This window comes from Pseudomonas alcaligenes (genome assembly GCF_041729615.1).
Lineage (GTDB): Bacteria > Pseudomonadota > Gammaproteobacteria > Pseudomonadales > Pseudomonadaceae > Aquipseudomonas > Aquipseudomonas alcaligenes_B.
The window spans coordinates 2,233,794-2,256,226 of the sequence record NZ_CP154874.1 but is presented as its reverse complement, the minus strand read 5'-3'; the positions used below and the strand labels follow the sequence as shown (position 1 = coordinate 2,256,226).

General features: G+C 64.9%; 20 protein-coding genes. 15 read left to right on the top strand and 5 right to left on the bottom strand.

Annotation, left to right across the window (positions count from 1 at the left end; all coding sequences use genetic code 11):
* The first annotated feature begins 57 nt into the window (after positions 1-57).
* The 6 genes from recD (at position 58) to AAG092_RS10960 (ending at position 7,433) form a co-directional block, all read left to right on the top strand.
* The gene (gene recD / locus AAG092_RS10985) at positions 58-1,893 is read left to right on the top strand and encodes an exodeoxyribonuclease V subunit alpha (protein WP_373386689.1); all 1,836 of its coding nucleotides are present in this window, start codon (positions 58-60) and stop codon (positions 1,891-1,893) included.
* Positions 1,894-1,900: 7 nt separating this feature from the next.
* Positions 1,901-2,341: a hypothetical protein gene (locus AAG092_RS10980; protein WP_373386688.1), complete on the top strand. Its 441-nt coding sequence runs from the start codon at positions 1,901-1,903 to the stop codon at positions 2,339-2,341.
* A gap of 124 nt (positions 2,342-2,465) precedes the next feature.
* Positions 2,466-3,218, top strand: coding sequence for a PspA/IM30 family protein (locus tag AAG092_RS10975; protein ID WP_373386686.1), 753 nt, complete (start codon positions 2,466-2,468; stop codon positions 3,216-3,218).
* A gap of 3 nt (positions 3,219-3,221) precedes the next feature.
* Positions 3,222-4,877, top strand: coding sequence for an AAA family ATPase (locus AAG092_RS10970; RefSeq protein ID WP_373386685.1), 1,656 nt, complete (start codon positions 3,222-3,224; stop codon positions 4,875-4,877).
* On the top strand, positions 4,874-5,725 hold the full coding sequence (locus AAG092_RS10965; protein ID WP_373386683.1) for a hypothetical protein: 852 nt from the start codon (positions 4,874-4,876) through the stop codon (positions 5,723-5,725). The genes AAG092_RS10970 and AAG092_RS10965 overlap by 4 nt, the downstream gene beginning before the upstream one ends.
* Positions 5,726-5,747: 22 nt before the next feature.
* Positions 5,748-7,433, top strand: coding sequence for a phosphate ABC transporter substrate-binding/OmpA family protein (locus AAG092_RS10960; RefSeq protein WP_373386682.1), 1,686 nt, complete (start codon positions 5,748-5,750; stop codon positions 7,431-7,433).
* Between the two features lie 58 nt (positions 7,434-7,491).
* Here the strand turns inward: AAG092_RS10960 and AAG092_RS10955 are convergent, their stop codons facing one another.
* The 3 genes from AAG092_RS10955 to AAG092_RS10945 all read right to left on the bottom strand — a co-directional run bounded on the left by AAG092_RS10955 (position 7,492) and on the right by AAG092_RS10945 (position 10,719).
* Positions 7,492-8,253: a TerC family protein gene (locus AAG092_RS10955; protein WP_373386680.1), complete on the bottom strand. Its 762-nt coding sequence runs from the start codon at positions 8,251-8,253 to the stop codon at positions 7,492-7,494.
* Between the two features lie 97 nt (positions 8,254-8,350).
* Positions 8,351-9,655 carry a CitMHS family transporter gene (locus AAG092_RS10950; RefSeq protein ID WP_373386679.1) on the bottom strand — a complete coding sequence of 435 codons (1,305 nt, stop codon included), beginning with the start codon at positions 9,653-9,655 and terminating at the stop codon, positions 8,351-8,353.
* Positions 9,656-9,798: 143 nt separating this feature from the next.
* Complete coding sequence (locus AAG092_RS10945) at positions 9,799-10,719, bottom strand: AEC family transporter (protein WP_373386677.1); 921 nt, start codon at positions 10,717-10,719, stop codon at positions 9,799-9,801.
* An 81-nt stretch (positions 10,720-10,800) separates the two neighbouring features.
* On the opposite strand from AAG092_RS10945, the gene AAG092_RS10940 reads away from it, so the two are divergent.
* Entirely contained in the window at positions 10,801-11,202 is a 402-nt protein-coding gene (locus AAG092_RS10940; RefSeq protein ID WP_373386676.1) for a GFA family protein, read from the top strand.
* 16 nt (positions 11,203-11,218) lie between these two features.
* Here the strand turns inward: AAG092_RS10940 and AAG092_RS10935 are convergent, their stop codons facing one another.
* Together AAG092_RS10935 and AAG092_RS10930 are read right to left on the bottom strand one after the other, a co-directional pair.
* A complete protein-coding gene (locus tag AAG092_RS10935) occupies positions 11,219-13,180 on the bottom strand; it encodes a DUF4105 domain-containing protein (RefSeq protein WP_373386675.1) in 1,962 nt (653 codons plus the stop codon).
* Positions 13,177-13,497, bottom strand: a complete 321-nt coding sequence (locus tag AAG092_RS10930; protein ID WP_373386674.1) for a DUF2388 domain-containing protein — start codon at positions 13,495-13,497, stop codon at positions 13,177-13,179. Before AAG092_RS10930 ends, AAG092_RS10935 begins: the two co-directional genes overlap by 4 nt.
* A gap of 309 nt (positions 13,498-13,806) precedes the next feature.
* On the opposite strand from AAG092_RS10930, the gene AAG092_RS10925 reads away from it, so the two are divergent.
* The 8 genes from AAG092_RS10925 to gmd all read left to right on the top strand — a co-directional run bounded on the left by AAG092_RS10925 (position 13,807) and on the right by gmd (position 22,432).
* Positions 13,807-15,228 (top strand): glycosyltransferase, encoded by a 1,422-nt coding sequence (locus AAG092_RS10925; RefSeq protein WP_373386673.1) that lies wholly within the window; start codon positions 13,807-13,809, stop codon positions 15,226-15,228.
* The gene (locus AAG092_RS10920) at positions 15,225-16,760 is read left to right on the top strand and encodes a glycosyltransferase (protein WP_373386672.1); all 1,536 of its coding nucleotides are present in this window, start codon (positions 15,225-15,227) and stop codon (positions 16,758-16,760) included. The genes AAG092_RS10925 and AAG092_RS10920 overlap by 4 nt, the downstream gene beginning before the upstream one ends.
* A complete protein-coding gene (locus AAG092_RS10915; protein ID WP_373386671.1) occupies positions 16,757-17,638 on the top strand; it encodes a class I SAM-dependent methyltransferase in 882 nt (293 codons plus the stop codon). The genes AAG092_RS10920 and AAG092_RS10915 overlap by 4 nt, the downstream gene beginning before the upstream one ends.
* A gap of 4 nt (positions 17,639-17,642) precedes the next feature.
* Positions 17,643-18,824, top strand: a complete 1,182-nt coding sequence (locus tag AAG092_RS10910) for an acyltransferase family protein (RefSeq protein WP_373386670.1) — start codon at positions 17,643-17,645, stop codon at positions 18,822-18,824.
* A gap of 8 nt (positions 18,825-18,832) precedes the next feature.
* Positions 18,833-19,651, top strand: coding sequence for a class I SAM-dependent methyltransferase (locus AAG092_RS10905; protein ID WP_373386669.1), 819 nt, complete (start codon positions 18,833-18,835; stop codon positions 19,649-19,651).
* Positions 19,652-19,784: 133 nt separating this feature from the next.
* Positions 19,785-20,522: a class I SAM-dependent methyltransferase gene (locus AAG092_RS10900; RefSeq protein WP_373386668.1), complete on the top strand. Its 738-nt coding sequence runs from the start codon at positions 19,785-19,787 to the stop codon at positions 20,520-20,522.
* A 30-nt stretch (positions 20,523-20,552) separates the two neighbouring features.
* Positions 20,553-21,464 (top strand): GDP-mannose 4,6-dehydratase, encoded by a 912-nt coding sequence (locus AAG092_RS10895; protein ID WP_373386667.1) that lies wholly within the window; start codon positions 20,553-20,555, stop codon positions 21,462-21,464.
* Complete coding sequence (gene gmd / locus AAG092_RS10890) at positions 21,461-22,432, top strand: GDP-mannose 4,6-dehydratase (protein WP_373386665.1); 972 nt, start codon at positions 21,461-21,463, stop codon at positions 22,430-22,432. Before AAG092_RS10895 ends, gmd begins: the two co-directional genes overlap by 4 nt.
* The last annotated feature ends 1 nt before the right edge of the window (position 22,433 follow it).

Sequence of the window (22,433 nt, the reverse complement as noted above, 5' to 3'; positions counted from 1 at the left end):
TGCCATGGAGGCGTCGAGCGAGTACCCCCACGCGCCCTGGCTGAGGGAGTCTGCCCGATGAGCCTAGGCAAGCTGCCCCTCGGCCCGCTGGAACGCGCCCTGCTGGCGAGCCTGCAGCGCCTGCAGCCGCAGGCCGAGCCCGCCGTGCTGGCCTGCGCCGCCCTGTGCAGCGAGGCCCTGGCCGCCGGTGACGTGTGCCTGCCGCTGGCGCGGGTGGCCGGCCGCCGGCCCTGGGCGGAGCACGACTTCACCCTGCCACCGCTGGCCGAGCTGCGGCCGCTGCTGGAAGCCTCCGCGCTGGTCGGCGCACCCGGCCGCTTTGCCCCGCTGATCCTCGACGGCGAGCGCCTGTACCTGGCGCGCTACCAGGCCTACGAGCAGCGCCTGGCCGAGCGCCTGCTGGCGCTGTCCGCCGAGCGCCCGGCAGTGGACGAGGCGCTGCTGAGCGAGAGCCTGGCGCGCCTGTTTGCCTTCAACCAACAGCAACCGGACTGGCAGCGCCTGGCAGCGGCCCAGGCGGTGCGGCGGCGCCTGGCGGTGATCTCCGGCGGCCCCGGCACCGGCAAGACCACCACGGTGGTGCGTCTGCTCGCGGCACTTCTCGAACAGCCCGGCGGCGAGCGACTGGCCATCGGCCTGGCCGCCCCGACCGGCAAGGCGGCGGCACGCATGGCCGAGGCCATCCGCAACGCCAAGGCCGATCTGCCGCTGGCCGATCACCTCAAGGCGCTATTGCCAGAGGAGGCGCGCACCCTGCACCGCCTGCTCGGCAGCCGCGGCGACAGCCCCACTGTGCGTCACGACGCGGCGCGGCCGCTGGCGCTGGACGTGCTGGTGGTGGACGAGGCGTCGATGGTCGACCTGGCGCTGATGGCCAAGCTGGTCGACGCCCTGCCGCCGCAGGCGCGGTTGATCCTGCTCGGCGACAAGGACCAGCTGGCCGCCGTGGAGGCCGGCGCGGTATTCGCCGAGCTGTGCGAGGGGCGCGGCTTCGATGCCGAAGCTGCCGCCGAGTTGCAACGTATCACCGGGCAGACGGTGCCGGTCGAAACGCCGCGCTCGGCCCTGGGCGACGCCGTGGTGCTGCTCACCCACAGCCACCGCTTCGCCGGCGACAGCGGCATCGGCGAGCTGGCGCGGCGCATCAATGGCGGCGATGCCGCCGGCACCCTCAACCTGCTGCGTGAAGGTCGCGCCGACCTGGCCTGGCAGGCCGAGCCCAGCCAGGCCGTGCTGCTGGAGCGTCTGGAACAGGGCTATGCGCCCTACCTCAAGGCCGCGCGCCGCGGCGATCCGGTCGAAGCCTTCGCCGCCTTCAACGCCTTCCGCGCGCTGACCGCACAGCGCGAAGGCCCCTGGGGCGTCGGCGGTCTCAACGAGGCCCTGGAGGCACGGATCAAGCGCCGTTACTCGCTGGCCGAGCGTGAACGCTGGTACCCCGGCCGCGCGGTGATGGTGCGGCAGAACGACTATGCGCTGGGCCTGTTCAACGGCGATGTCGGCCTGTGCCTGGCCGGTGAGCATGGTCTTAGGGTGTATTTTGAGGGCGAGGACGGCTACCGCGCCTTCGCCCCGGCGCGCCTGCCCAGTCACGACAGCGCCTTCGCCATGACCGTGCACAAGAGCCAGGGCTCGGAGTTCAGTGAAGTGCTGCTGGCCCTGCCGGAAAGCCCCAGCCCGCTGCTGACCCGCGCGCTGTTCTACACCGGCATCACCCGCGCCAAGCACAAGGTGGAAATCTGGGGCCTGCCGGCGCGCCTTGCCGAGGCGGTGAACACCAGGGCCGAGCGCGCGGCGGGGCTGGCACAGCGCTTGGGTGTAACTCCGACGGATGTGGCACAGCCCGAGGTTGCCCCAGATGCGACAGAGCTCGGCCAGATGGCCCTATTTTGAGGGATCGATGAAGTACGTCTTTCTGACGATCTGGTGGCTGTTTCTTCTGCTGGTCGGTCCTCTCGTCGTGCTGATGGCATGGGACCGGCCCGGCGATTGGCGCAGCTACCTGTCTCTCGGCGTGGTAGTGCATCTCCTGCTGTGCACCTGGCACCTGATACGCGAGGGTTACCGATCGCCGGCGCTGCTGGGTGAGCGCAATACCGGCTTCTGGCTGTGCCTGCTGCTGTTGCCGTTGAGCCTGATGCCCCTGCATGCCGCCTACCAGACTTGGTCGCGCGGCTTCTATGTTGCTGGCGAGAGCAGTGGTCGTTCGCGCTGGATCGGCAAACTGCTGGAGCTATTGCAGGATCTGGTCGGCCACTGGGGGCCGATAGCGGTAATGCTGAGCGTTGGGCTCGGCTGTAGCCTGTTCCTGCTCTGGGCGCTGCCGCGGCTACGCCGCTGAGCCTTTCCGTTGCGCAAAAAACGCGGCGAGGTTGCATCCGGACCGGCGCTCGCGAAGAATGCGCCAAGCCCTGCCGGCTCTGGCGCCGGCACACGACGGATCGTTCACACAGCAAGGAGTTGCCATGCTCGCCCGCCTCGCCAATGTCTTCAAAGGCATCCTTTCCCTGTTCATCAAGGACCTAGAGCGGAAGAACCCGGAGGCCCTGCTGGAGCTGGAGCAGGAAAACCTGCGTAAGCAGATCGCCAATTTCAACCAGGGCCTGGCCGCCCATGCCGGCCTGGCCGAGCGCCTGATGAGCCAGGTGCGCAAGCAGGAGGCCGAGGAGCGCGAGCTGCATGCTCGCACCACCGCCCACCTGCGCGCCGGCAACAAGTCGGCCGCCGCGCAGAATGCCCTGCGCCTGCAGAGCCTGGCTCGCGAGCTGGAAGAGAATCGCCGCCAGTTGGCCCAGGCCGAAGAGACCTACCAGAACCTGACCAAGGCCCGTGAAGTGGCGGTCAACGCCGCGCGCGCTAAGATCGAGGCGCTCAAGGGGGCGATCAACGACATGCGCATGAAGAGTGCGATGGCCGAGATGAACGAGATGGCCGCCGGCATGGTCAGCAGCATCGGCGGCTCCGGTGATACCCTCAATCGCCTGCACGAGATGGTCGAGGAAGAGCGCACCAAGGCCGCCGGTCGCGCGCGCATGGCCCGCGACTCGATGGACATGAGCGAGGTGAACCTCAAGGAAGCCGAGATGGATGCCCTGGCCGACCAGGCCCTGGCCGAGTTCGCTGCCAAGGAGGGCATTGCCCTGCCCGGTGGCGAAACCGCCGCGGCGCCCGAGACTAACCGCAGCATGGGCGGCAACCCGCAGTCGGAAAGCCAGTAAGTCATGGCCGCGGTCCAATCCCCGCAGGCGCCCACCTGGCTGGCGGAGCTGCGCCTGGCTTACGAGAGTAGCGCCCATGGCCAGTTCGTGCTGTACGGCAATGTCGCCGACCGCTTTCCGCTGGAGGGGCAGCTGGTCAGCCTCACCCGCTACCTCGACGCGCAGCTCCTGGCTGGCTTCGATGTGGTCTTTCTCTACGACCCCGGAAATGGCCTGAGCCTGCTGCGTGGTGGTGAACGCTTGGCCGAATGGCCGGCGGCGGCGCAGATGCAGCCCTGGCCACACGAGCCACGAGCGGCAGTGGAGCTGATCAGCCGCTACCTGCGCTATCGCGCCAACCTGCGTGCGCTGGGACGCGGTGACAGCCAGCACGTGGCGGTGATCCTGCGCGGCGCCGACCTGGTACTACCGGCCGGCCAACCCGGTGACTTCGCCACCGCGAGCCTGGCCAGCCTGGTACGCGACTGGGCCGCCGAGCCACCATTCAGTGACATGGCCTTCGCCAGCCTGCTGCTGGCCGACAATCTCAACGACCTCCATCCGCTGGTGGCCAACAACCCGCGTATCGACCGTATCCAGGTACCACTGCCGGATGCCGACAGCCTGAGCCAGTGCCTGGCGCAGCTGCGCGTCGATCACCCCAGGGCTTTCTCCTCGCAGGACGATGGCGCCGAGCAGGCGCTGGCCGGAGTCAGCCTCAGTGCCCTGGCCAGCCTGGTCAAGCGCCGCGCCCACGAGGGCAGGGTGCTTGGCGCGCGCGATTGGGCCGAGGCCAAGAAGGAACTGGTGGAGGCTGATAGCGCCGGGCTGGTGGAGTTCATCGAGTCCGCCCGTACCCTCGACGACTACCACGCCCAGAAGGCGCTGAAGACCTGGCTGCGCCAGGACATGGCACTGTGGCAAGCCGCCGACCTGCGCGCGCTGCCCAAGGGCTACATCTTTTGCGGGCCGGTGGGTACCGGCAAGACCTACCTGGTCGAATGCCTGGCCGGAGAGGCCGGTGTGCCGGTGGTCAAGCTGAAGAACTTCCGTGATCGCTGGGTCGGTTCCAGCGAGGGCAACCTGGAGAAGATCTTCCGCCTGATTCGCGGCCTCGGCCGTTGCATCGTATTCATCGACGAGGCCGACCAGACTCTTGGCAAGCGCGATGGCGGCAGCGGCGACAGCGGCCTGTCCGGGCGCCTGTACTCGATGATCGCCCAGGAGATGGGCAGCGCCGACAACCGCGGCAAGGTCATCTGGATTCTGGCTTCCTCGCGCCCCGACCTGATCGAGGTGGATCTCAAGCGTCCCGGCCGAGTCGACGTGAAGATCCCCCTGCTGCCGACCACCAGTGTGGCGGAGAGTGCGGCGTTGCTGCGCGCCCTGCTGGGGCGCTTCGATCTGTCGCTGGAACAGGCGCAGCTGGAGCAGCAGGCGCTGCCGCTACTGCTCACGCCGGGTGCGGCCGAGGCCCTGGCAGTCAAGGTCTATCGCCGTGTGCGCACCGCCCAACTGCCTGCTCTGGAGGCGCTGCAACAGTGCCTGCAGGGCTACCAGCCGCCGGTGCCGGAACAGGTGCTGCGGCAGCAGATGATGCTCGCCATCCGCGAGGCCACCGATATGGCTTTCGTTCCCGAGGCCCTGCGCTCGCTCGCTCAGGAGGCTATCGAACCATGAGTCTGGGGCGTTATCTGTGGGCCGCCTTCACGGCCCGTCCGCTGGGCATGCCGTTGCCGCCGAACTGGTTCGGTCTGGCCGCCTTCGGTCTGCTTGGCTTCTTCGTCAGCCCCGGCTTCTGGGTGCTCGGCGCCGGCCTGGAGCTGGCTTACCTGGGCCTACTCGCCGGCAGCAAGCGCTTCCGTACCGCGGTGGATGTTGCCGAGGTACGCATCGACCCGGCCGAGCAGCGCTACGAGGCGACCCTGGCCCTGCTTGGCGAGACCCAGCGGCAACGCCAGCAGCGTATTGAGGCGCGCGCCCGCGAGGTGCTGCAGCTGTTGGCGCGCTCGCCAGTGATGGCGGCCCATGCCGACAGTCTTGAGCAGCTGGTGTGGCTCAACCTGCGCCTGCTGGTGGCCGGCCAGGCACTCAGCGTGGTGGTGGATACCGCCGCCGCGGACAGTGCCGAGCTGCAGAAACAGGAAGATCAGATCGACCAGCGTCTGGCCACCACCGGCCTGGGTGGGGAACTGCGGCGCAGCCTGGAGCAGCAGAAACAGGTGATCGATGCCCGCCAGGCGGCCCATGCCGAGGGCGTGCGACGCAAGGAGCATGTGGACGCCGAGTTGCAGCGCATCGACCAGCAGATCGCTCTGATCCGCGAGCAGACCCTGCTGGCTACCGACGAGGAGCAGATCGGCATGGCGCTCAATGCACTCACCTCTTCATTCAACGAGGCCAGCCGCTGGCTCAACGACCAGCGCGACCTGCTCGGCGTCCTCGAGCTCAACGACCAGCAGCGGCTGCCCAGCTACGTCTTGCAGGGGCAGGGCCGCAAGCCCGAGACGCTGACCGACAGACACTGATTCATCGACAGGGAGACAAGTCATGCACCCGATTCACCATCGCCGCCGACAGCGCGGCAATGCCGCCGGCAAACTGCTGACTGTGCTGCTGGTACTGGGCCTGCTCGGCCTGGGCGGCTGGCTGGTCAGCAAGGACATGCTCGAGAAAGGCGGAAGCAGTCCTCTGGCCGGATTGCCGGCGAGTATCGGCGGGGGCGCCGATGTACCGCAGCCGGCCGAGCCGGTCACCGGTACGCCGGTGCTGCAGTCCGCCGCGCCCTACGAGATGAAAGACAATATCGTCGACATCGACATCAGCGAATACGCCGGTTACGGCGGCCTGATCGTTGCCAACGGCGGTATGGCGCCGAACCCCAACTCGATCTTCGCCAAGCAGTACGGTTTTCAGGTGCGCCTGAACAAGGGTGAGAGCGAGGAGTGGTCGGCGCTGAACAATGGCCAGCTGGCTGCGGTGGCGACCACTGCCGATGTGCTGGCGGTGCTCGGCCGCCAGTTCGAGGTGACGGTGCCGGCGCAGATCGCCTTCTCGCGTGGCGCCGACCAGGTCGTGGTGGACAGTGACATCGCCAGCATCAACCAGCTCAAGGGCAAGGTGCTGGGCGCCAGCCAGTTCAACGAGAGCGAGTTCTTCATTCGTTATCTGGCCTCGGAGGCCGGTGTGCCGGTCAGGGTGCTGCGCGACCCGGACAGCCGTCCGGCGTCCAACGAACTGGGTCTGGTGTTCTACGAGGATGCCTTCGTCGCCTGTGACGCCTACGCCGCCGAACTGGATGGCGAGGGCCGCCTCAATGGTTGTGTGGGCTGGTCGCCGCGTACCGACGAGGTGGTGGCCGAGTCCGCCGGCGCGGCGAAGATGCTGGTGTCCAACCGCAACCTGCTGGTGGTCGCCGACATCCTGGTGGTCAACAAGGGCTTCGCCACGGCCCATCCTGACAAGGTCAAGGGCCTGGTCCACGGCCTGCTGCAAGGCAACCACCTGCTGCGCGAGGATCCGCAGGCCCACGCCGGCGTGGTCGCCCAGGCGTTTGGCTGGACCCAGCAGGAGACCCTCGACGAGCTGAGCAAGGTGCACCTGAGTAACCTGCCGGAAAACCTGGCGTTCTTTGACGGCAGCATTGACTCTGCCGGCTCCTTCCAGGGCATCTTCCAGTCCTCGGTGCTGGCCTATGGTGCGTTGATCAAGAACCCCGCCGACCCGGCGCGCTTCGCCAGCCTGCAGCACCTCAAGGCGCTGGAGACAGACGGTCAGTTCAAGGGGCAGAGCATTTCCATTGCGCCGATCCGCACCAGCGGCAGGGTCGCGCTGGAGGGTGATGCCCTGCTGAGCAAGGACATCCGCTTCTTCTTCGAGGCCAATTCGGCCGAGCTGGACAAGGACGCCAAGGCCAACCAGGACTATCTGGACACCATCAAGAAGTTCCTCCAGGTCAGCCCCGGTTCCATCGTCCTGCTGCGTGGCCACGTGGACAACGCCATGGTGCCCGACTTCGAGCGCCAGGGTGGTCCGGCCCTGGTCAAGAGTATGGCGCTGAAGGCCATGGAACTGTCGCGCCAGCGCACGCAGGCGGTCAAGGATGCCTTGCTGGCACGCCATCCCGGCATCTCCGAGGAGCGCATCGAACTGGTTGGCCGCGGCTGGGAAGAGCCGGTTGGCCAGGACAGCGAACAGAACCGTCGCGTCGAGGTGCAGTGGTTCACCCTGGAGTGATTTGTCAGGCAATAAAAAACGGGGCCATTCGGCCCCGTTCTGCTTGCTGCGCGGTGGCTTACTGCCCCGGAATGTCCTTGCGCAGCTTGACTGGCTCTTCCTTGCGCCCGCGCGCGATGCGCATGCGGATGTTCAGCGCCTCCACGGCCAGGGAGAAGGCCATGGCGAAGTAGACGTAGCCCTTCGGCACGTGGACTTCGAAGGCTTCGGCGATCAGCACGGTGCCGACCACCACCAGGAAGGCCAGGGCCAGCATCTTCAGCGACGGGTGCTTGTCGATGAAGTCGCTGATGGTGCCGGCGGCCAGCATCATCACCAGCACGGCGACGATGATCGCGGCGACCATCACCGGTACGTGATCGACCATGCCGACGGCAGTGATCACCGAGTCCAGGCTGAACACGATGTCGATGATGGCGATCTGGATGATGGTGCCGATGAAGTTGCGCGCGGCGGTGTTGCCCGGCGTCTGCTCGGCTTCATCCTCGCCTTCCAGGCTATGGAACATCTCGGTGCTGCTCTTCCACAGCAGGAACAGGCCGCCGAAGAACAGGATCAGGTCGCGCCCGGAGATGCCCTGGCCGAACAGGTGGAACAGGTTGTTGGTCAGCTGCATGATCCAGGTGATCGACAGCAGCAGGGCGATGCGGGTGACCATCGCCAGGGCCAGGCCGAAGAAGCGGGTGCGTGCCTGCAGGTGCGGCGGCATGCGCCCGACCAGGATGGCGATCATGATGATGTTGTCGATGCCGAGGACGATCTCCAGGGCAGTCAGGGTCAGAAAGGCAACCCAGATCTCAGGGTTGGTCAGCCATTCCATAGTGGTTCCTTGCGTGTCGAGGGTTCGGTTCGGCGGGTGCCGGCGATGGCGCGCGATTCTAGCCGTCTTTGCGGGAAAATGCCGTTACTTGCCGGGGTCATCCGCCGAACAGCGGGAACACGCCGAGCAGCAGTGCCGCCAGCAGTATGGCCAGGCAGATCAGCACCGCCCACTTGAGGGTGAAGCGCTGGTGATCGCCGAACTCGACCTTGGCCAAACCCACCAGCAGGTAGGTGGAGGGCACCAGCGGGCTGAGCAGGTGCACCGGCTGCCCGACGATCGAGGCGCGGGCCATTTCCACCGGGCTGATGCCGTAATGGCTGGCCGCTTCGGCAAGAACCGGCAACACGCCGTAATAAAAAGCATCGTTGGACATGAAGAAGGTGAAGGGCAGGCTGGCCAGCGCGGTGATCACCGCCAGGTGCGGGCCCAGCTCTTCCGGAATGATCGCCAGCAGGCTCCTGGACATGGCCTCGACCATGCCGGTGCCGGACAGGATGCCGGTGAAGATGCCGGCGGCGAAGATCAGCCCGACCACCGCTAGGACGTTGCCGGCGTGCGCGGCGACGCGCTCCTTCTGCTGCTGCAGGCAGGGGTAGTTGATGATCATGGCGATACTGAAGGCGATCATGAACAGCACCGGCAGCGGCAGCAGGCCGCCGATCAGCGCCGCCATCAGGGCGGCGGTCAGCGCGCCATTGACCCATAGCAGCCTGGGCCGGCGCGCCTCGGGGTACTGCGACACGCTGATCGCGGCGTGATTCTCCTGGTCGTCGGGCAGGTGCAGCACGCCGAGGCGCGCGCGCTCGCGCTTGCCATACAGCCAGGCGATGCCGAACAGGGCGATGCAGCCGACCAGCATGGCCGGGATCATCGGCACGAAGATGTCCGACGGGTCGACCTGCAAGGCGCTGGCGGCGCGCGCGGTGGGGCCGCCCCAGGGCGTCATGTTCATGATGCCGCCGGCAAGGATGATCAGCCCGGCCATGATCAGCGGGCTCATGCCCAGACGGCTGTACAGCGGCAGCATGGCGGCGACGCAGATCATGTAGGTGGTGGCGCCGTCGCCATCGAGGGAAACGATCAGCGCCAGCGCCGCGGTACCCATGGACACCTTCAGCGGGTCGCCCTTGACCAGGCGCAGGATGGCGCGCACCGCCGGGTCGAACAGGCCGGAGTCGATCATCAGGGCGAAGTAGAGGATGGCGAACATCAGCATCACCCCGGTCGGGGCGAGCTTGCCGATGCCCTCGAGCATCATCGGCCCGATGCCGGCGGCGAAGCCGCCGAGCAGGGCGAAGGCGATGGGCACGAGGATCAGGGCGATCAGGGCGGACAGGCGCTTGCTCATGATCAGGTACATGAAGGTCATGACCATGGCGAAGCCGAGGAAGGTCAGCATCAGGCAGTCTCCGGACGGGCATGGCCGGCGCTGGCGCGGCGAGCGCGGGGCCCATCTTGTTGTTGTCGGAACGCCGGTCCGGGGCCGGCGGCCGTCGGATGCTAGGGGCTCAAGCTTTCAGCGGGCTTTCGCCGGGCGTCCGCTCAGCCCGTCAGCAGGGCCAGCACGACGAACAGGCTGGCGCCGGAGAGCAGGGTCTGCAGGGTGATCAGTCCGGCCATCAGCTGGCCGTCGCCGCCCAGCTGGCGGGTCAGCACATAAGCGGTGGGCGCCGTGGGCAGGGCGAAGAACAGCACCAGCAGCGCGCTTTCCAGCGCCGGCAGGTGCAGCAGGCGGGCCACCAGCCAGGCCAGCGCCGGCATGGCCAGCAGGCGCAGGGCGCAGTTCCAGGCCAGGGCGGCCTGTTCCCCGCGCAGCTCCTGCGGGCGCAGCGCCGCGCCGACGCAGAGCAGGCCCAGCGGCAGGCTGGCGGCGGCCAGCAGGCCGAGCAGGCGGTCGCTGCCGCCGGGCAGGCCGAGGCCGGCCAGGTTGATCGCCACGCCGCCCAGGCAGGCGAGGATCAGCGGGTTCTTCAGCACCGGCAGCAGCAGGCTGCGCGCACTGACGCCGCGCTCGGCGGTCAGCGACCAGACCGACAGCAGGTTCACCGCCGGCACCAGCAGCGCCAGCAGCAACGCCGCCAGCACCAGGCCGGCCTGGCCGTACAGGCTGCCGACCACGGCCAGGCCCAGGTAGGTGTTGAAGCGCAGGATGCCCTGGGTGAGGGCGCCGAAGCGTGCCGCCGGCCAGCCGCGCAGGCGGCGCACCAGCAGCAGGCCGAGCCAGGCGCCGCCGAGGCCGAGCAGCACGGCCAGGGCCAGGCGCGGCAGCGCCGGGTTGTCCAGCGGCGCGCTGGCCAGGCTGCTCAGCAGCAGGGCGGGGAACAGGATGAAGTAGTTGAGCCGTTCGGCGGCCGGCCAGAAGGCCTCGCCGGGGAAGTTCCAGCGGCGCAGGGCAAGGCCGCCCAGGATCAGGGCGAACAGGGGCCAGAGGGTCTGCAGCAGGGCGGTCACGGCAACTTCCACGGCGGGCGAGCCGCCATCTTGGGCAAAACCACGGCGGCGCGCTAGCGTCTCTGGGGTCGCTGCTGCAACGGGGGAAGGCCCATGACCGATATCCACGAGGGTGGCTGCCACTGCGGCCGGCTGCGCTATCGCATCAGCGCGCCGCTGCGCGACATCGCCCACTGCCACTGTGCGATCTGTCGGCGCACCACCGGTGGCATCGTCACCACCTGGCTGACGGTGCCGCTGGCGCGCTTCCAGTGGTTGCGCGGCAGCGCCGCCGCCTACGCCTCCTCGGCCAGCTGCCTGCGCCATTTCTGCGCGCACTGCGGTTGCCACCTGGCGCTGTTCACCAGGCTCAGTCCGGACAGCCTGGACATTACGGTGGCCAGCCTGGACCAGCCGGAGCTGGCGCCGGCCGACCGGCATATCTGGGTCAGGAGTCGCCTGCCCTGGATGCAGCTGGACCCGCAACTGCCGGAGGAGGACGAGGAGCGCCTCTAGGCCGGGCGTGCCTCGCTCAGGGCAGGAGCAGGCCGCCGCCGGCCTTGTGCAGCTCGCGCAGGTGCTGGCCGAGCCGCATCAGGTTGGCCTCGCCGGCCTCGATCTCGGCCAGCAGCGAGGGCTCCAGCAGGCCGCGCACTTCCTGGTCGAGGTCGTCGCTGAGCTGGCGTAGGCGCACCTGGCGCTCGCCACTCTGTGCTTCCAGACGCTGCCACTCGCCGGCCTGCGGCAGGCCGTAGCCGGCGTCCAGCAGCTCGGCCGGGCGGCTGAGAAAGCCGCTGCCGGCGAGGATCGCCTTGAGGGTGGCGTCGGCCCTGGCGAAGCGCGCGTCGCGCGGGTCGTCGCGGGCGCTCAGGTAGCGCTGCTTGAGCTGTTCCTGGGCCAGCAGCAGCTGGCGCCGCAGCGCCGCCTGTTCGAGCAGCAGCAGGGCGGCTCCGGCGCGCAGGTCGGCCTCGGCGAACCAGGGCCGGCGCGCCTCGGCCGGCAGCGCCAGCCAGTCCTCCACCTGCTGCTGCGGTACCGGCAGGCGCTGGCGCAGGATCTCGAACATGGCCTGGTAGCGCTCGCGGAAGGAGTCGAAGCGATAGCCCAGGCGCAGCGCCTCGCGCGGGTCGTCCAGCACGCTGCGGTCGGCCAGGCCGCGGGCCTCCAGGAGGTCGAGCAGGCCGTTGGGCATGATGCTGTCGAGCGCCTGCAGTTCGTCGCGGTCGCTGCCGCTGCGCAGCAGCTTGAGGGTCTCCACCGCGCAGTTGTTGGACAGGAACCAGTAGTCGCCGTCGTAGCTCCAGTGCTGTTCGACGGCGCGGGTGACCAGGCGCTCGATCTCCTCGCGCGACAGGCGCAGCGGCACCGAGGCCAGGCCGCGCAGCTCGACCTTGGTGTATTCCTCGATCACCTGGGCCAGCGGCAGGATGAACAGGCGCGAGGGATAGGCGCCGGTCAGGCCGTCCCAGCTGGACAGCTGCACGTCGCCGACGAAGGCGCGGTAGGACAGCACCAGGTGCTGGTCCAGGTCCAGCCGGCAGGCCGGGCCGCGCGGCCGTCCCGGTGCGCACACCACCAGGCGCAGCATGCTGTGGCCCCAGCGGCTGGCCCACTGCTGGTTGGGCTCGGCCAGCAGGTAGTCGACCTGGTAGACCCGCTGCGGGTCGAGCCGGCCCAGCGGCTGGCGGGCGAAGTCGCGGCCGGCATTCAGGTAGGCCTGTTCGGCCGGGCAGCGCGCCTGCTGTGCCGGTTGCCAGCCGAAGTGCTCGCGGAAGTAGCGCTGCAGGCTCGGGCGCCGGCAGGCGTAGCTGGGGTCGAGGAGGAAGTACTCCAGGTTCACCGCGACGAATTCGCGCGGGTTGCTCAGCTCGTAGAGGTCGGGGCTGCGCGCCGTCTGGCCGTTGTCCTGTTCGCGCGCACCGCGCTGGCCGACCCGTTGCGGCCAGCCGGCCAGGTCGAGCAGGCGCGGGTCGTCGCTGAGGCTGAAGCGTCGCTCGCTCTGCCCGCGGCACTCGTCGCGCAGGCCGACCGGTCCCAGGCTGCGTTCGGCCTGGCGGCAGCGCCATTGCAGCGTGCGCGCGGCCTGGGGCCATAGGCGCGAGCGGTCGTAGAGATGGGTCAGTTCGTGCAGCAGGGTGGCCAGCAGTTCGCGGCGCAGGCTGCCGTGGCTGCGGCCGTTGTCGGCATCGGCGCGGGCCGGGTCGAGCAGCAGTGGCAGCAGGCGGGCGTTGAGGCTGAGCAGGTCGAGGCGGTTGAGGCGGCCATAGGCCGCCGGCGGCAGGTCGTCGGACCAGCGCACCTCGACTTCACCATCCAGCCGCGCGATGAAGCTCGGCGGCAGGTGGGCCATGGCCTGTTCCAGTAGTTCGGTGCTGGCCTGGCGCTCCTGGGCGCTGAGGCCCTCGGCGTTCAGCCGCAGGCGCAGTTCGGCCTGCGCGCTGGCAGCGGCCAGCAGCAGGAGCGCGGCCAGCCAGCGCGCGGCGCGCGACCTCACAGGGCGAGTATGGCTTCGGCCAGTTGCTGGTCGGACGCCGTGCGGGCCTCGGGCAGCTGTTCGCGCAGGGTGGCGAAGGCCGCCTCCAGTTGCGCGCCACGCACCTCGCCGGCACTGGCGACGAAGCTGGCGGCATCGTCGCGGGCGGCCAGCACCACCTTCATGTCGCGCACCGAGGTGGTGGTGTCGGAAGTGAAGTCGAGGCTGCGGTCCAGCGCGCGCACCAGGATATTGCTGGTGGCCACCAGGGTCTGTGCCTGGGCGCCGGCGGCAAGGCAGAGGCTGGTGGCGAGCAGGAAGGAAGACAGTTTGCGCATGGCGGCTCCGGGTAAATCGGGGATCGCTCTATTGGACGAGAATCGTCTACTCAGCTCAAGCCCGGTGTTGGATTCAGGGTGTGGAGTCACATGATGGCCCTGGTTTTGTCGGTGTTTGGATGGGATTGGTCGGGAAAAGATCCCGAAATAGGAGCGTTTCTAATGCATCGCTTGTTGGAATGCATAGTCACCCGTACACTCCGCGGCGATGCAGTAGCACAACAATAAGCCGGTTCAGCAACGTCAGCGCCGAGCCACGCATCTCTCATCCAAGCCGCTTGTGCTCAGTACAGGCTATTTAGCTGCCCCATGATCATTCTCATCAGCTCCAAGATCGGTCATCAGAATATTCAAGCCTCTCTTGGCAAGCCGGAATACAGCTACTTCTTCTTGATGAAAGACTTCCTGCCTGCGTTGGAGCGCATCGGGAAAGTTATCCAAACGCAGAATCGTGATGAGATTGAAGCCCTTCACAGCCGCTATCTGGCAGAGGGCGAACAGGTCATATTCATCAGCGTGAGCCCGCCGCATCAGACCCCTCTGGGGTTGGCCTGCCCCACAGTCACCCTGTTTGCCTGGGAATTCGATAGCCTGCCCAACTTGGCTTGGGATGATGACCCGCACAATGACTGGGGCTATGTTTTTTCGCGCCTTCAGGGCGCCATCTGCACCAGCCGCGAAACCGCCCGGCTGGTGGTAGAGAACAGCGTAGAAGGCTTCCCGGTCATTGCGTTGCCTGCTCCGGTGTGGGACCGCTATGCCCATCTGGGGCCTGCAGAAGGTTGGGGATTCAGGTCGGAGCCGCGTCATTTCGATTTCTCTGGCATCACCATAGATAGCCCGTTGTTGGGTCTCTCTGCTGATGGACTGGTCCATAAGGCTGATGATGTGCCTGTGGCGGGTATGGCTGAGGGTATGCCCGCAGCTGGAATGCCGAAGGTTAGGTCGCGCATAAGTATGGCCAGAGCTGTGCGTCTGAGCCTGAGCCTATTGCGGGGCTGGCTGAGGGAGATGGGGCTGGCCGGCACGGCCAAGCGCAAGCCGCAGAAGGTCATGGTATCCGGGGTGGTTTACTGCACGGTGTTGAATCCCGCCGACGGCCGCAAGAACTGGGTAGATATTGTCACGGCCTTCTGCTGGGCCTTTCGCGACCGGGAAGACGCCACACTGATCGTCAAGATGACCCACCATGATCTGGAGTACTACCGGGTGGTGCTGCTGACCCTGCTGTCGCGCCTGGCCCCTTTCAAATGCCGCGTGCTGGTACTTCACGGTTTTCTCGAGGATCGGCAGTACCAGCAGCTGATCGAGGCCAGTACCTACTATGTCAATGCTTCCACCGGAGAGGGGCTGTGCCTGCCCCTGATGGAGTTCCTGGCCAGTGGCAGGCCGGCACTGGCCCCCGCGCACACCGCGATGGCGGATTACCTGAGCCCGGACTCTTCGCTCATCCTGCGGACCTGCCTGGAGCCGGCTTGTTGGCCGCATGACCCCACCGGCATGCTCTACACCCGCAAGCATCGTCTGGACTGGCAATCTCTCATGGAGGCATTTCGTGAGAGTTATGACTTGGTCAAGAGTCAGCCCGAGCGCTACCAGGACATGTCTCGCAAGGCTCGTGAGCAGATGGCCGACTTCGCCTCCGTCGAGCGGGTTGGCTTGCCGCTGGAAGCTTTCCTGCGCAGTGCCCTGGACCATCACGCGAGGGTGCGTCAGGGAGTTGAACAATGAAGTTTCTCGTTTACTCGGAAGTAACTTCCGCGACCATCGCCAGCAGTCTGGGCCTGCCGGACTACAGCTACTACTTCGTGTTGCGTGATTTTCTGCCTGTATTGCGTCAGCTCGGCGAAGTTGTCGTCATCGAGCGGCCGCAAGTAGAGGTGGATGAACACTATGCGATGTCTCTGGAGCGGGGAGAGCGCTGTCTCTTTCTTTCCTTCACTCCGCCGCACAAGGTTGTACTGGGGCTGCGCTGCCCTACACTCCCGGTATTCGCTTGGGAGTTCGACTCCATTCCTTCCGAGCACTGGCTGGATGAGGTCAATCAGAACTGGGCTCATGTGCTGCAACAGTGTGGAGGAGCCATCACGCACTCGGCTCTTACGGTTCGTGCTGTTCGGCAAGTGCTCGGTGATGACTTCCCCATAGTCTCTATACCCTCTCCGGTATGGGATCGCTATGCCGAGTTGCGTGCAGGTGCGGCTGTGCCAACCTGCCATAGGATTCGTGTGGGCTCGGGTATCGTACTGGATACTCAGGATGTCAACCTCGAACCATTCATGCCTGGGCTCGATGCCGTGGCCGCTGCGGTGGCGAACGCTCGTGGAGTGGCCCGCAGCGAGAAGTCTGATACGGGTGCCAATAAGCCTGGAACTGGATCTTCCGAGGGGCGCCTGGCCATATCCCGGCGTTATCTGGCGGCCTGGTATCAGCAGGTTGTGAGAGGCTTGTTGCCCTGGTTGCCGGAGTACCGCCTGCCGTCAGTCGATACAGCGACCGAGACGCAGGCTGAGCATATGGAACCGGCCAACCATGTCCAGCCTCGTGGTCTCTCGGTGGAGGATGAGCAATCCGGGGCGCCCGAGTGGACGCCGCAACCTTGCGAGTTCGAGCTGAGGGGGGCCGTGTTCACGGCATTGTTCAACCCATACGACGGCCGCAAGAACTGGATCGACATGCTAACGGCCTTCTGTGCCGCTTTCCGGGACAATCCAGAGGCCACCCTCGTCTTCAAGCTCGGGCATCACGACTATCGGGCGGCGCTCAATAGCATGCTCATGTGTATTGCACGCCTGCCCAGGTTCAGATGCCGTGTCTTGGTCGTGCATGGTTTCCTGGAAAAGGCCGAATTCGATCGTCTTATCGAGGCCAGCACCTTTGTCGTCAATGCCTCGCATGGTGAGGGCCAGTGTCTGCCACTGATGGAACTGATGTCCTGTGGCAAGCCGGCCATAGCGCCGCGAAACTCGGCGATGCTCGACTACATCGATGAGGATGTCGCGTTCGTCGTGCACAGCTGGCTGGACGCCACCGCCTGGCCCCATGATCCTCGCCTGGCTTATCGTACTTGCCGGCACCAGCTCGACTGGTCCTCGCTGGTTGTGCAATACCAGACGGCACTCCATTGCTACAGAGAAGAGCCCGAGCGCTATCGGCGCATGTCGAGAGCTGCCATCGAACGCATGCAGGAGCATTGCTCGCAAGCCTCCGCGAAGATCCGTCTGCAGCAATTCCTCAATCTTCTGGAGCCCGTGTGTTCATGAATCAATTCGAGCTTTTCCGCCGCCTGGCTGGTTTGCAGAGCGACCCGCGGGATGACGAGGCGATCTGGGCCGAGTTCAGACAGGCACCGGGTTTCGTCGACTCGCGTAACTGCGGCCTGATCGATGCGGTGCAGAGCGGCTGGTACCAGAGCCAGAGCGATGAGTTGTTCAAGGGCTTTCCCGTCAGTGCCGAAGACACCGTGCTGGATGTCGGCTGTGGTGCCGGAGGGGCAACCCTGTTCTGCGCCAACCGCGGGGCTGCCGTGACCTTCACCGATGTCGTCGCGGATAAGATCGAGTCGCTTCGCCAGCGCGTGGCGCGTACGCCGGCGCGCCACGCAGAAGGTCTGGTCGTCGACAGTACCCAGCTTCCCCTGGCGGATGCTTGCATGAGTCGGGTCATTTGCATGGAGGTGCTTGAGCATGTTGCGGACCCCCAGACATTCCTGCTCGAACTGGCGCGGGTAGGCCGGTCCGGGGCTCTTTATCTGTTGGCAGTGCCGGACCCGGTGGGTGAGCGTATGCAGCAGAGCTTCGCCCCTGATTACTACTTCCGCGAGCCGAACCATATCCATGTTTTCGAGCGCGAGCAGTTCGCCGGTCTGGTTGAAGGCGCTGGCCTGGAAATAGTCGAAAGAGCCTCCTTCGGCTTCTTCTGGACCATGTGGATGTTCATCTACTGGGTACTGGCCAAGAATGCTGGTGTCGAGCTGGATGGAGCATCGCACGATATTGTTCAGCCTCCCTACCCGCCGCTTCTCAACGACTGGGCCAGGCTCTGGAACAACCTGATTCAGATGCCCGAAGCCGCTCCCATGAAGCAGGCTCTCGACCAGTTGCTGCCCAAGAGCCAAGTCATCATTGCCCGCAAGCCCTGAGTCCATGCACGCCAATAACCGGATCAGCGATATCGAAGTGTTGAGTGCAGTGGCGGTGCTGTTCGTGATCTTTCAGCACCTGCGCAACCTCTTTCCATGGCCGATGCCTGTACTCAATGAGTTGTACCAGAGCGTGGGCGGCAGGTTCGGCGTCGATCTGTTCTTCGCCGTGTCCGGCTTCGTGATTGCCCGGGATCTCATCCCGCGACTACGGGAGGTGAGCGGCTGGGCGGAGCAGCGCAGGATCATGGGGGCCTTCTGGCTGCGGCGCATCTGGCGCCTGTGGCCTGCCGCCTGGCTCTGGCTTGGGCTGATTCTGCTGGCGGTGCTATTCCTGAATGAAAGTGGCGCCTTTGGCACCCTGGCTGCGAACCTCCAGGCCACCATTGCCGGTGTCTTCAATTTTGCCAATATCCGCTTTGCGGAGACCTTCATGCGCAGCGAGTACGGCGCCAGTTTCGTCTACTGGAGCCTGTCGCTGGAGGAGCAGTTCTATTTGCTCTTCCCACTGCTGATTCTGCTCTTGCGCCAGCACCTGGCCTGGTTTTTCCTCATCATCGCGCTCCTGCAGATCATCACGCCCCGGCAGTCGCATCCTTACCTGATGATGTTCAGAACCGATGCCCTGGCACTCGGCGTCTTGCTGGCGATGTGGAGTCAGCGGGCTTCTTGGCGGCTCGCTGCGATATCCCTGGAGTGGCTTGGGCGGCGAGCATGTCAGATGGTGCTGGTTGCCGGCGTCATTTGCATGGCGCTGCTCAGTACACCCGGTTCCATGCGTTATGGCATCGGGCTTATTGCCCTGATCTCCGCCGGCCTGGTGCTGATCGCCGCCCATGATCGCGATCTGCTGCTTGCACCTGGCAGATTGAAATCTGTCCTGGTCTGGTGTGGCGAGCGCTCCTATGCGCTTTACCTCATACATGTCCCGGCATTCTTCCTGACGCGGGAGATTTTCTTCCGCATCGATCCTCTACAGCCATTTTCTGCCCAGCGGGTGATTGCCTACCTGCTCTGCTCGTTGCTGATTATCTTGGTCACGACCGAGCTCAATTACCGCTTGGTCGAGGCGCCACTGAGGCGTTTTGGTGCAAGGTTCTCGGAGCGACTCCTTTATCCCATCAAAAAAGTGAGCAGCGAGGGCAGCGCGCATACGCTGCCGATCGACACTCGCCAACCCGGATAGGCCACACCATGCTGGAAACACTAAGACGTTTGCTCTCCCGTGCCTCCTTGCCACAGCCTGCCAGCGCTCTTCAGGAAACTCCGCCCGCTGCACCCGAGCGCACCGAGGCTTACCTCAGCGGCTGGTTTCGACGTGATAGCGGTGAGCTCTTCGAAGGGTTTCCCGTAGGCGCCGAGGATACCGTTCTGGATATCGGTTGTGGGGATGGTCCTTTTGCCCGCTTCTGTGCCGAACGTGGAGCCGAGGTCATCTTCGCTGACATTGATCCGGCCAAGGTCGCTGCAGTAGAGGCCTTGCTGCAGAACTCCCCGGCGCGCGCTGTGACGCCGCTGGTGACGAACGCGGACCCGATTCCGCTGCCGGATGCCCGTGCCAACAAGATCGTGGCCATGGAGGTTCTGGAGCATGTGGCGGATCCCACCCTGTTCATGCGCGAGCTGGTGCGGGTCGCTCAGCCAGGGGCGCAGTTCCTGCTGACCGTGCCTGCACCGCTTGGTGAAAGCGTGCAGCAGAAGCTGGCGCCGGCGTCCTACTTTGAACACCCTAATCACATTCGTGTCTTTTCCGCCGAGGCCTTCGAGCAGTTGGTCGTGGAGGCAGGGCTGATCGTTGAGCGCAAAACCAGTTATGGCTTCTACTGGAGCGTCTGGTGGTGCCTGTTCTGGGCTTGCAAACAGGAGCTTTCACCGCCCTGGCATCCGTTGCTGGAGAGCTGGAATCAGACCTGGAATCAGCTGCTGGCCCTTCCGGATGGGCCGCGGATCAAGGCGGCTCTCGACCAGACCATGCCCAAGAGCCAGGCGATCATCGCGCGCAAACCATTGTAGGGGGCTCGGGCCATGCAAACCCATGTAGCGGGAAATCATTATGCTTAATCGCTTGAAGCGCCTGGTGTCACGCCAATCCCCCTCCATTCAGAGCACCCTGCCGCCGGCGCTATCCTCCGTGCCGGGAGCCCAGATGATCGGCCTCAGGGACATGGTCCTGAGCGGCTGGATGAATCAGGACAGTGGTGAGCTGATGACCGGTTTTCCGGTCGGCGCTGGCGACGTTCTGCTCGATATCGGTTGCGGCGAAGGCGGCTATGCGCTGTTTGGTGCCAGGCGTGGGGCCTCTATCATCCTGGCCGATCTGGATGCCCCCAAGCTCGAGGTCGCCCGTCAGCGTCTGGAGAAGGCGGGTGCGCAGCAGGTCAGGGCGCTGGTGACCGATGCCGATCCCATTCCGTTGCCTGATGCCAGTGTCAGTCGTGTCGTGGCTATGGAGGTGCTCGAGCATGTCGAGGACCCTGAGCGCTTCATCGCCGAGCTGGTTCGCGTTGCCAAGCCCGGTGCGCTGTTGCTGCTGACCGTGCCCGATGAGCTGAACGAAGGTGTTCAGCAGCAGGTGGCTCCGCCTATCTACTTCGAGCACCCCAATCACATCCGAATTTTCAAGCGTGGCGAGCTGGCCCGCTTGGCGATCGGCGCCGGTCTCAGCATTGAGCATGAAACCCAGTACGGCTTTTACCATGCCATATGGTGGTCTTTCTTCTGGGCCTGCGAGAATCAGTCGCTGACTCCGCCTTGGCATCCACTGCTCGAGCAGTGGGCTAACACTTGGGCAACCTTGCTGAGCCTGCCGGATGGGTTGCGCATCAAGCAGGCACTGGACGAGACCTTGCCGAAAAGCCAGGTTTTGGTCGCACGCAAGCCCTGAGCGGACCTCATTGAGTCAGGACTATCGGTTATGAAAAGACTCCTTGCCACCGGGTTGAGTGGTTTCGTCGGCCGCCATTTGTCGCATTGCCTGAATTCGGGCGATACCGGCTGGCAGCTGATCGCACCGCAGCCCCATGATCTTTTGGAGCCCGCGACCCTGGACTGCTGGTTGGCTGAGGATTGTCCTGATGCAGTCATTCATCTGGCAGGGCAGGCTCTCGTGCCGGAGGCCTTCCGCGACCCGCAGCGTACCCTGCAGGTCAATGTGCTAGGTACTCTGAATCTGCTGCAGGCCCTGAAAAGGCGTGGCTTTTCCGGTGCGTTTCTGTATGTCAGCAGTGGAGACGTCTATGGCCAGGTCGCTGAGCAGGTGCTTCCTATCACCGAAGAATGCGTGGCCCATCCGCGAAATCCTTATGCAGTGAGTAAGCTGTCTGGCGAGCTGTTGTGCGAGCAATGGAGTTATTGCGAGAGCTGGCGCATCATGGCTGCCCGGCCATTCAACCACATCGGGCCTGGACAAGCGGCTGGCTTTGTCGTGCCCGGGGTCGCTCGGCAACTGGCGGAAATCAGAATTGGCTTGCGGGAAGCTGTGCTGAACGTCGGCGATATCGATGTGACTCGAGACTTTCTTGACGTTCAGGATGTGATTTCCGCGTACTTGGCGATGCTCGAGCATGGTCGCAGTGGTCAGATATATAACGTCTGTTCCGGTGTGGAGCGCTCGGTGCGCGGAATGATCGAGTTGATGGTCGAGATGAGCGGATTGCAGGTGGAGATTCGTCAGGACCCAACCAGCTTCCGCAAGGCCGAGCAGCGTCGTGTCGTGGGTTGTGCCAACAAGCTGAATAAAGAGACTGGATGGAAACCCGGCATTTCAATCACGGAAACCCTGCAGAGCGTAATGTCTGACTGGGAAGCTAGAGTAGTAGAAAAATGACAAAAACTGCTTTGATCACGGGAGTAACAGGCCAGGATGGCGCCTATCTGGCAAAACTACTACTCGACAAGGGGTACGCGGTTCATGGTCTCGTAGCGCGCAGGAGCAGTGATACTCGCTGGCGCCTGCGAGAGCTGGGAATCGAGGGGCAGATCCAGTATCACGAAGGTGACCTTGCCGACGGCACCTCCACTCAGCGTGCACTCATCAAGAGCAGGCCGCAGGAGGTCTACAACCTAGGTGCGCAGAGCTTCGTTGGTAGTTCCTGGGATCAACCCATTACCACTGGTGTAGTCGATGGCCTGGGAGTGACTCATCTGCTGGAGGCTATCCGCCAGTGCAGCCCGGAAACTCGCTTCTATCAGGCTTCGACGAGTGAGATGTTCGGTCTGATCCAGGCTGAACGCCAAGACGAGAACACTCCGTTCTACCCACGGAGCCCTTATGGGGTGGCCAAGCTTTATGGCCACTGGATCACCGTCAACTATCGGGAAAGCTTCGGCCTCCACGCATCGAGCGGCATTCTGTTCAACCACGAGTCTCCCCTGCGCGGCATCGAATTTGTGACTCGCAAGGTCACCGATGCGGTTGCCCGCATCAAGCTTGGCAAGCAGAAAGAGTTGCGCCTTGGCAATATCGACGCCAAGCGCGACTGGGGCTTTGCCGGTGATTATGTAGAAGCCATGTGGCTGATGTTGCAGCAGGACCGGGCGGATGATTATGTCGTCGCTACTGGAGTCACCACCACGGTGCGTGACATGTGCAAGCTGGCTTTCGAACATGCTGGATTGAACTACGAAGACCATGTAGTCATCGATCCGTCCTTCTTCCGCCCCGCCGAGGTGGACATTCTTCTGGGCAATCCGGCGAAGGCTGAGCGTCAGTTGGGTTGGAAACCAAAAACCAGTTTGAGCGAGCTGATCGGGATGATGGTGGATGCCGATCTGCACCGTGTCGGCCGGGAGTAAG

What these genes read in the sequence shown, in the direction of transcription:
- recD (WP_373386689.1), top strand. Translation starts at nt 58, where the DNA reads ATGAGCCTAGGCAAGCTGCCCCTCGGCCCGCTGGAACGCGCCCTGCTG.
- AAG092_RS10980 (WP_373386688.1), top strand. Translation starts at nt 1,901, where the DNA reads ATGAAGTACGTCTTTCTGACGATCTGGTGGCTGTTTCTTCTGCTGGTC.
- AAG092_RS10975 (WP_373386686.1), top strand. Translation starts at nt 2,466, where the DNA reads ATGCTCGCCCGCCTCGCCAATGTCTTCAAAGGCATCCTTTCCCTGTTC.
- AAG092_RS10970 (WP_373386685.1), top strand. Translation starts at nt 3,222, where the DNA reads ATGGCCGCGGTCCAATCCCCGCAGGCGCCCACCTGGCTGGCGGAGCTG.
- AAG092_RS10965 (WP_373386683.1), top strand. Translation starts at nt 4,874, where the DNA reads ATGAGTCTGGGGCGTTATCTGTGGGCCGCCTTCACGGCCCGTCCGCTG.
- AAG092_RS10960 (WP_373386682.1), top strand. Translation starts at nt 5,748, where the DNA reads ATGCACCCGATTCACCATCGCCGCCGACAGCGCGGCAATGCCGCCGGC.
- AAG092_RS10955 (WP_373386680.1), bottom strand. Translation starts at nt 8,253, where the DNA reads ATGGAATGGCTGACCAACCCTGAGATCTGGGTTGCCTTTCTGACCCTG.
- AAG092_RS10950 (WP_373386679.1), bottom strand. Translation starts at nt 9,655, where the DNA reads ATGCTGACCTTCCTCGGCTTCGCCATGGTCATGACCTTCATGTACCTG.
- AAG092_RS10940 (WP_373386676.1), top strand. Translation starts at nt 10,801, where the DNA reads ATGACCGATATCCACGAGGGTGGCTGCCACTGCGGCCGGCTGCGCTAT.
- AAG092_RS10930 (WP_373386674.1), bottom strand. Translation starts at nt 13,497, where the DNA reads ATGCGCAAACTGTCTTCCTTCCTGCTCGCCACCAGCCTCTGCCTTGCC.
- AAG092_RS10925 (WP_373386673.1), top strand. Translation starts at nt 13,807, where the DNA reads ATGATCATTCTCATCAGCTCCAAGATCGGTCATCAGAATATTCAAGCC.
- AAG092_RS10920 (WP_373386672.1), top strand. Translation starts at nt 15,225, where the DNA reads ATGAAGTTTCTCGTTTACTCGGAAGTAACTTCCGCGACCATCGCCAGC.
- AAG092_RS10915 (WP_373386671.1), top strand. Translation starts at nt 16,757, where the DNA reads ATGAATCAATTCGAGCTTTTCCGCCGCCTGGCTGGTTTGCAGAGCGAC.
- AAG092_RS10910 (WP_373386670.1), top strand. Translation starts at nt 17,643, where the DNA reads ATGCACGCCAATAACCGGATCAGCGATATCGAAGTGTTGAGTGCAGTG.
- AAG092_RS10905 (WP_373386669.1), top strand. Translation starts at nt 18,833, where the DNA reads ATGCTGGAAACACTAAGACGTTTGCTCTCCCGTGCCTCCTTGCCACAG.
- AAG092_RS10900 (WP_373386668.1), top strand. Translation starts at nt 19,785, where the DNA reads ATGATCGGCCTCAGGGACATGGTCCTGAGCGGCTGGATGAATCAGGAC.
- AAG092_RS10895 (WP_373386667.1), top strand. Translation starts at nt 20,553, where the DNA reads ATGAAAAGACTCCTTGCCACCGGGTTGAGTGGTTTCGTCGGCCGCCAT.
- gmd (WP_373386665.1), top strand. Translation starts at nt 21,461, where the DNA reads ATGACAAAAACTGCTTTGATCACGGGAGTAACAGGCCAGGATGGCGCC.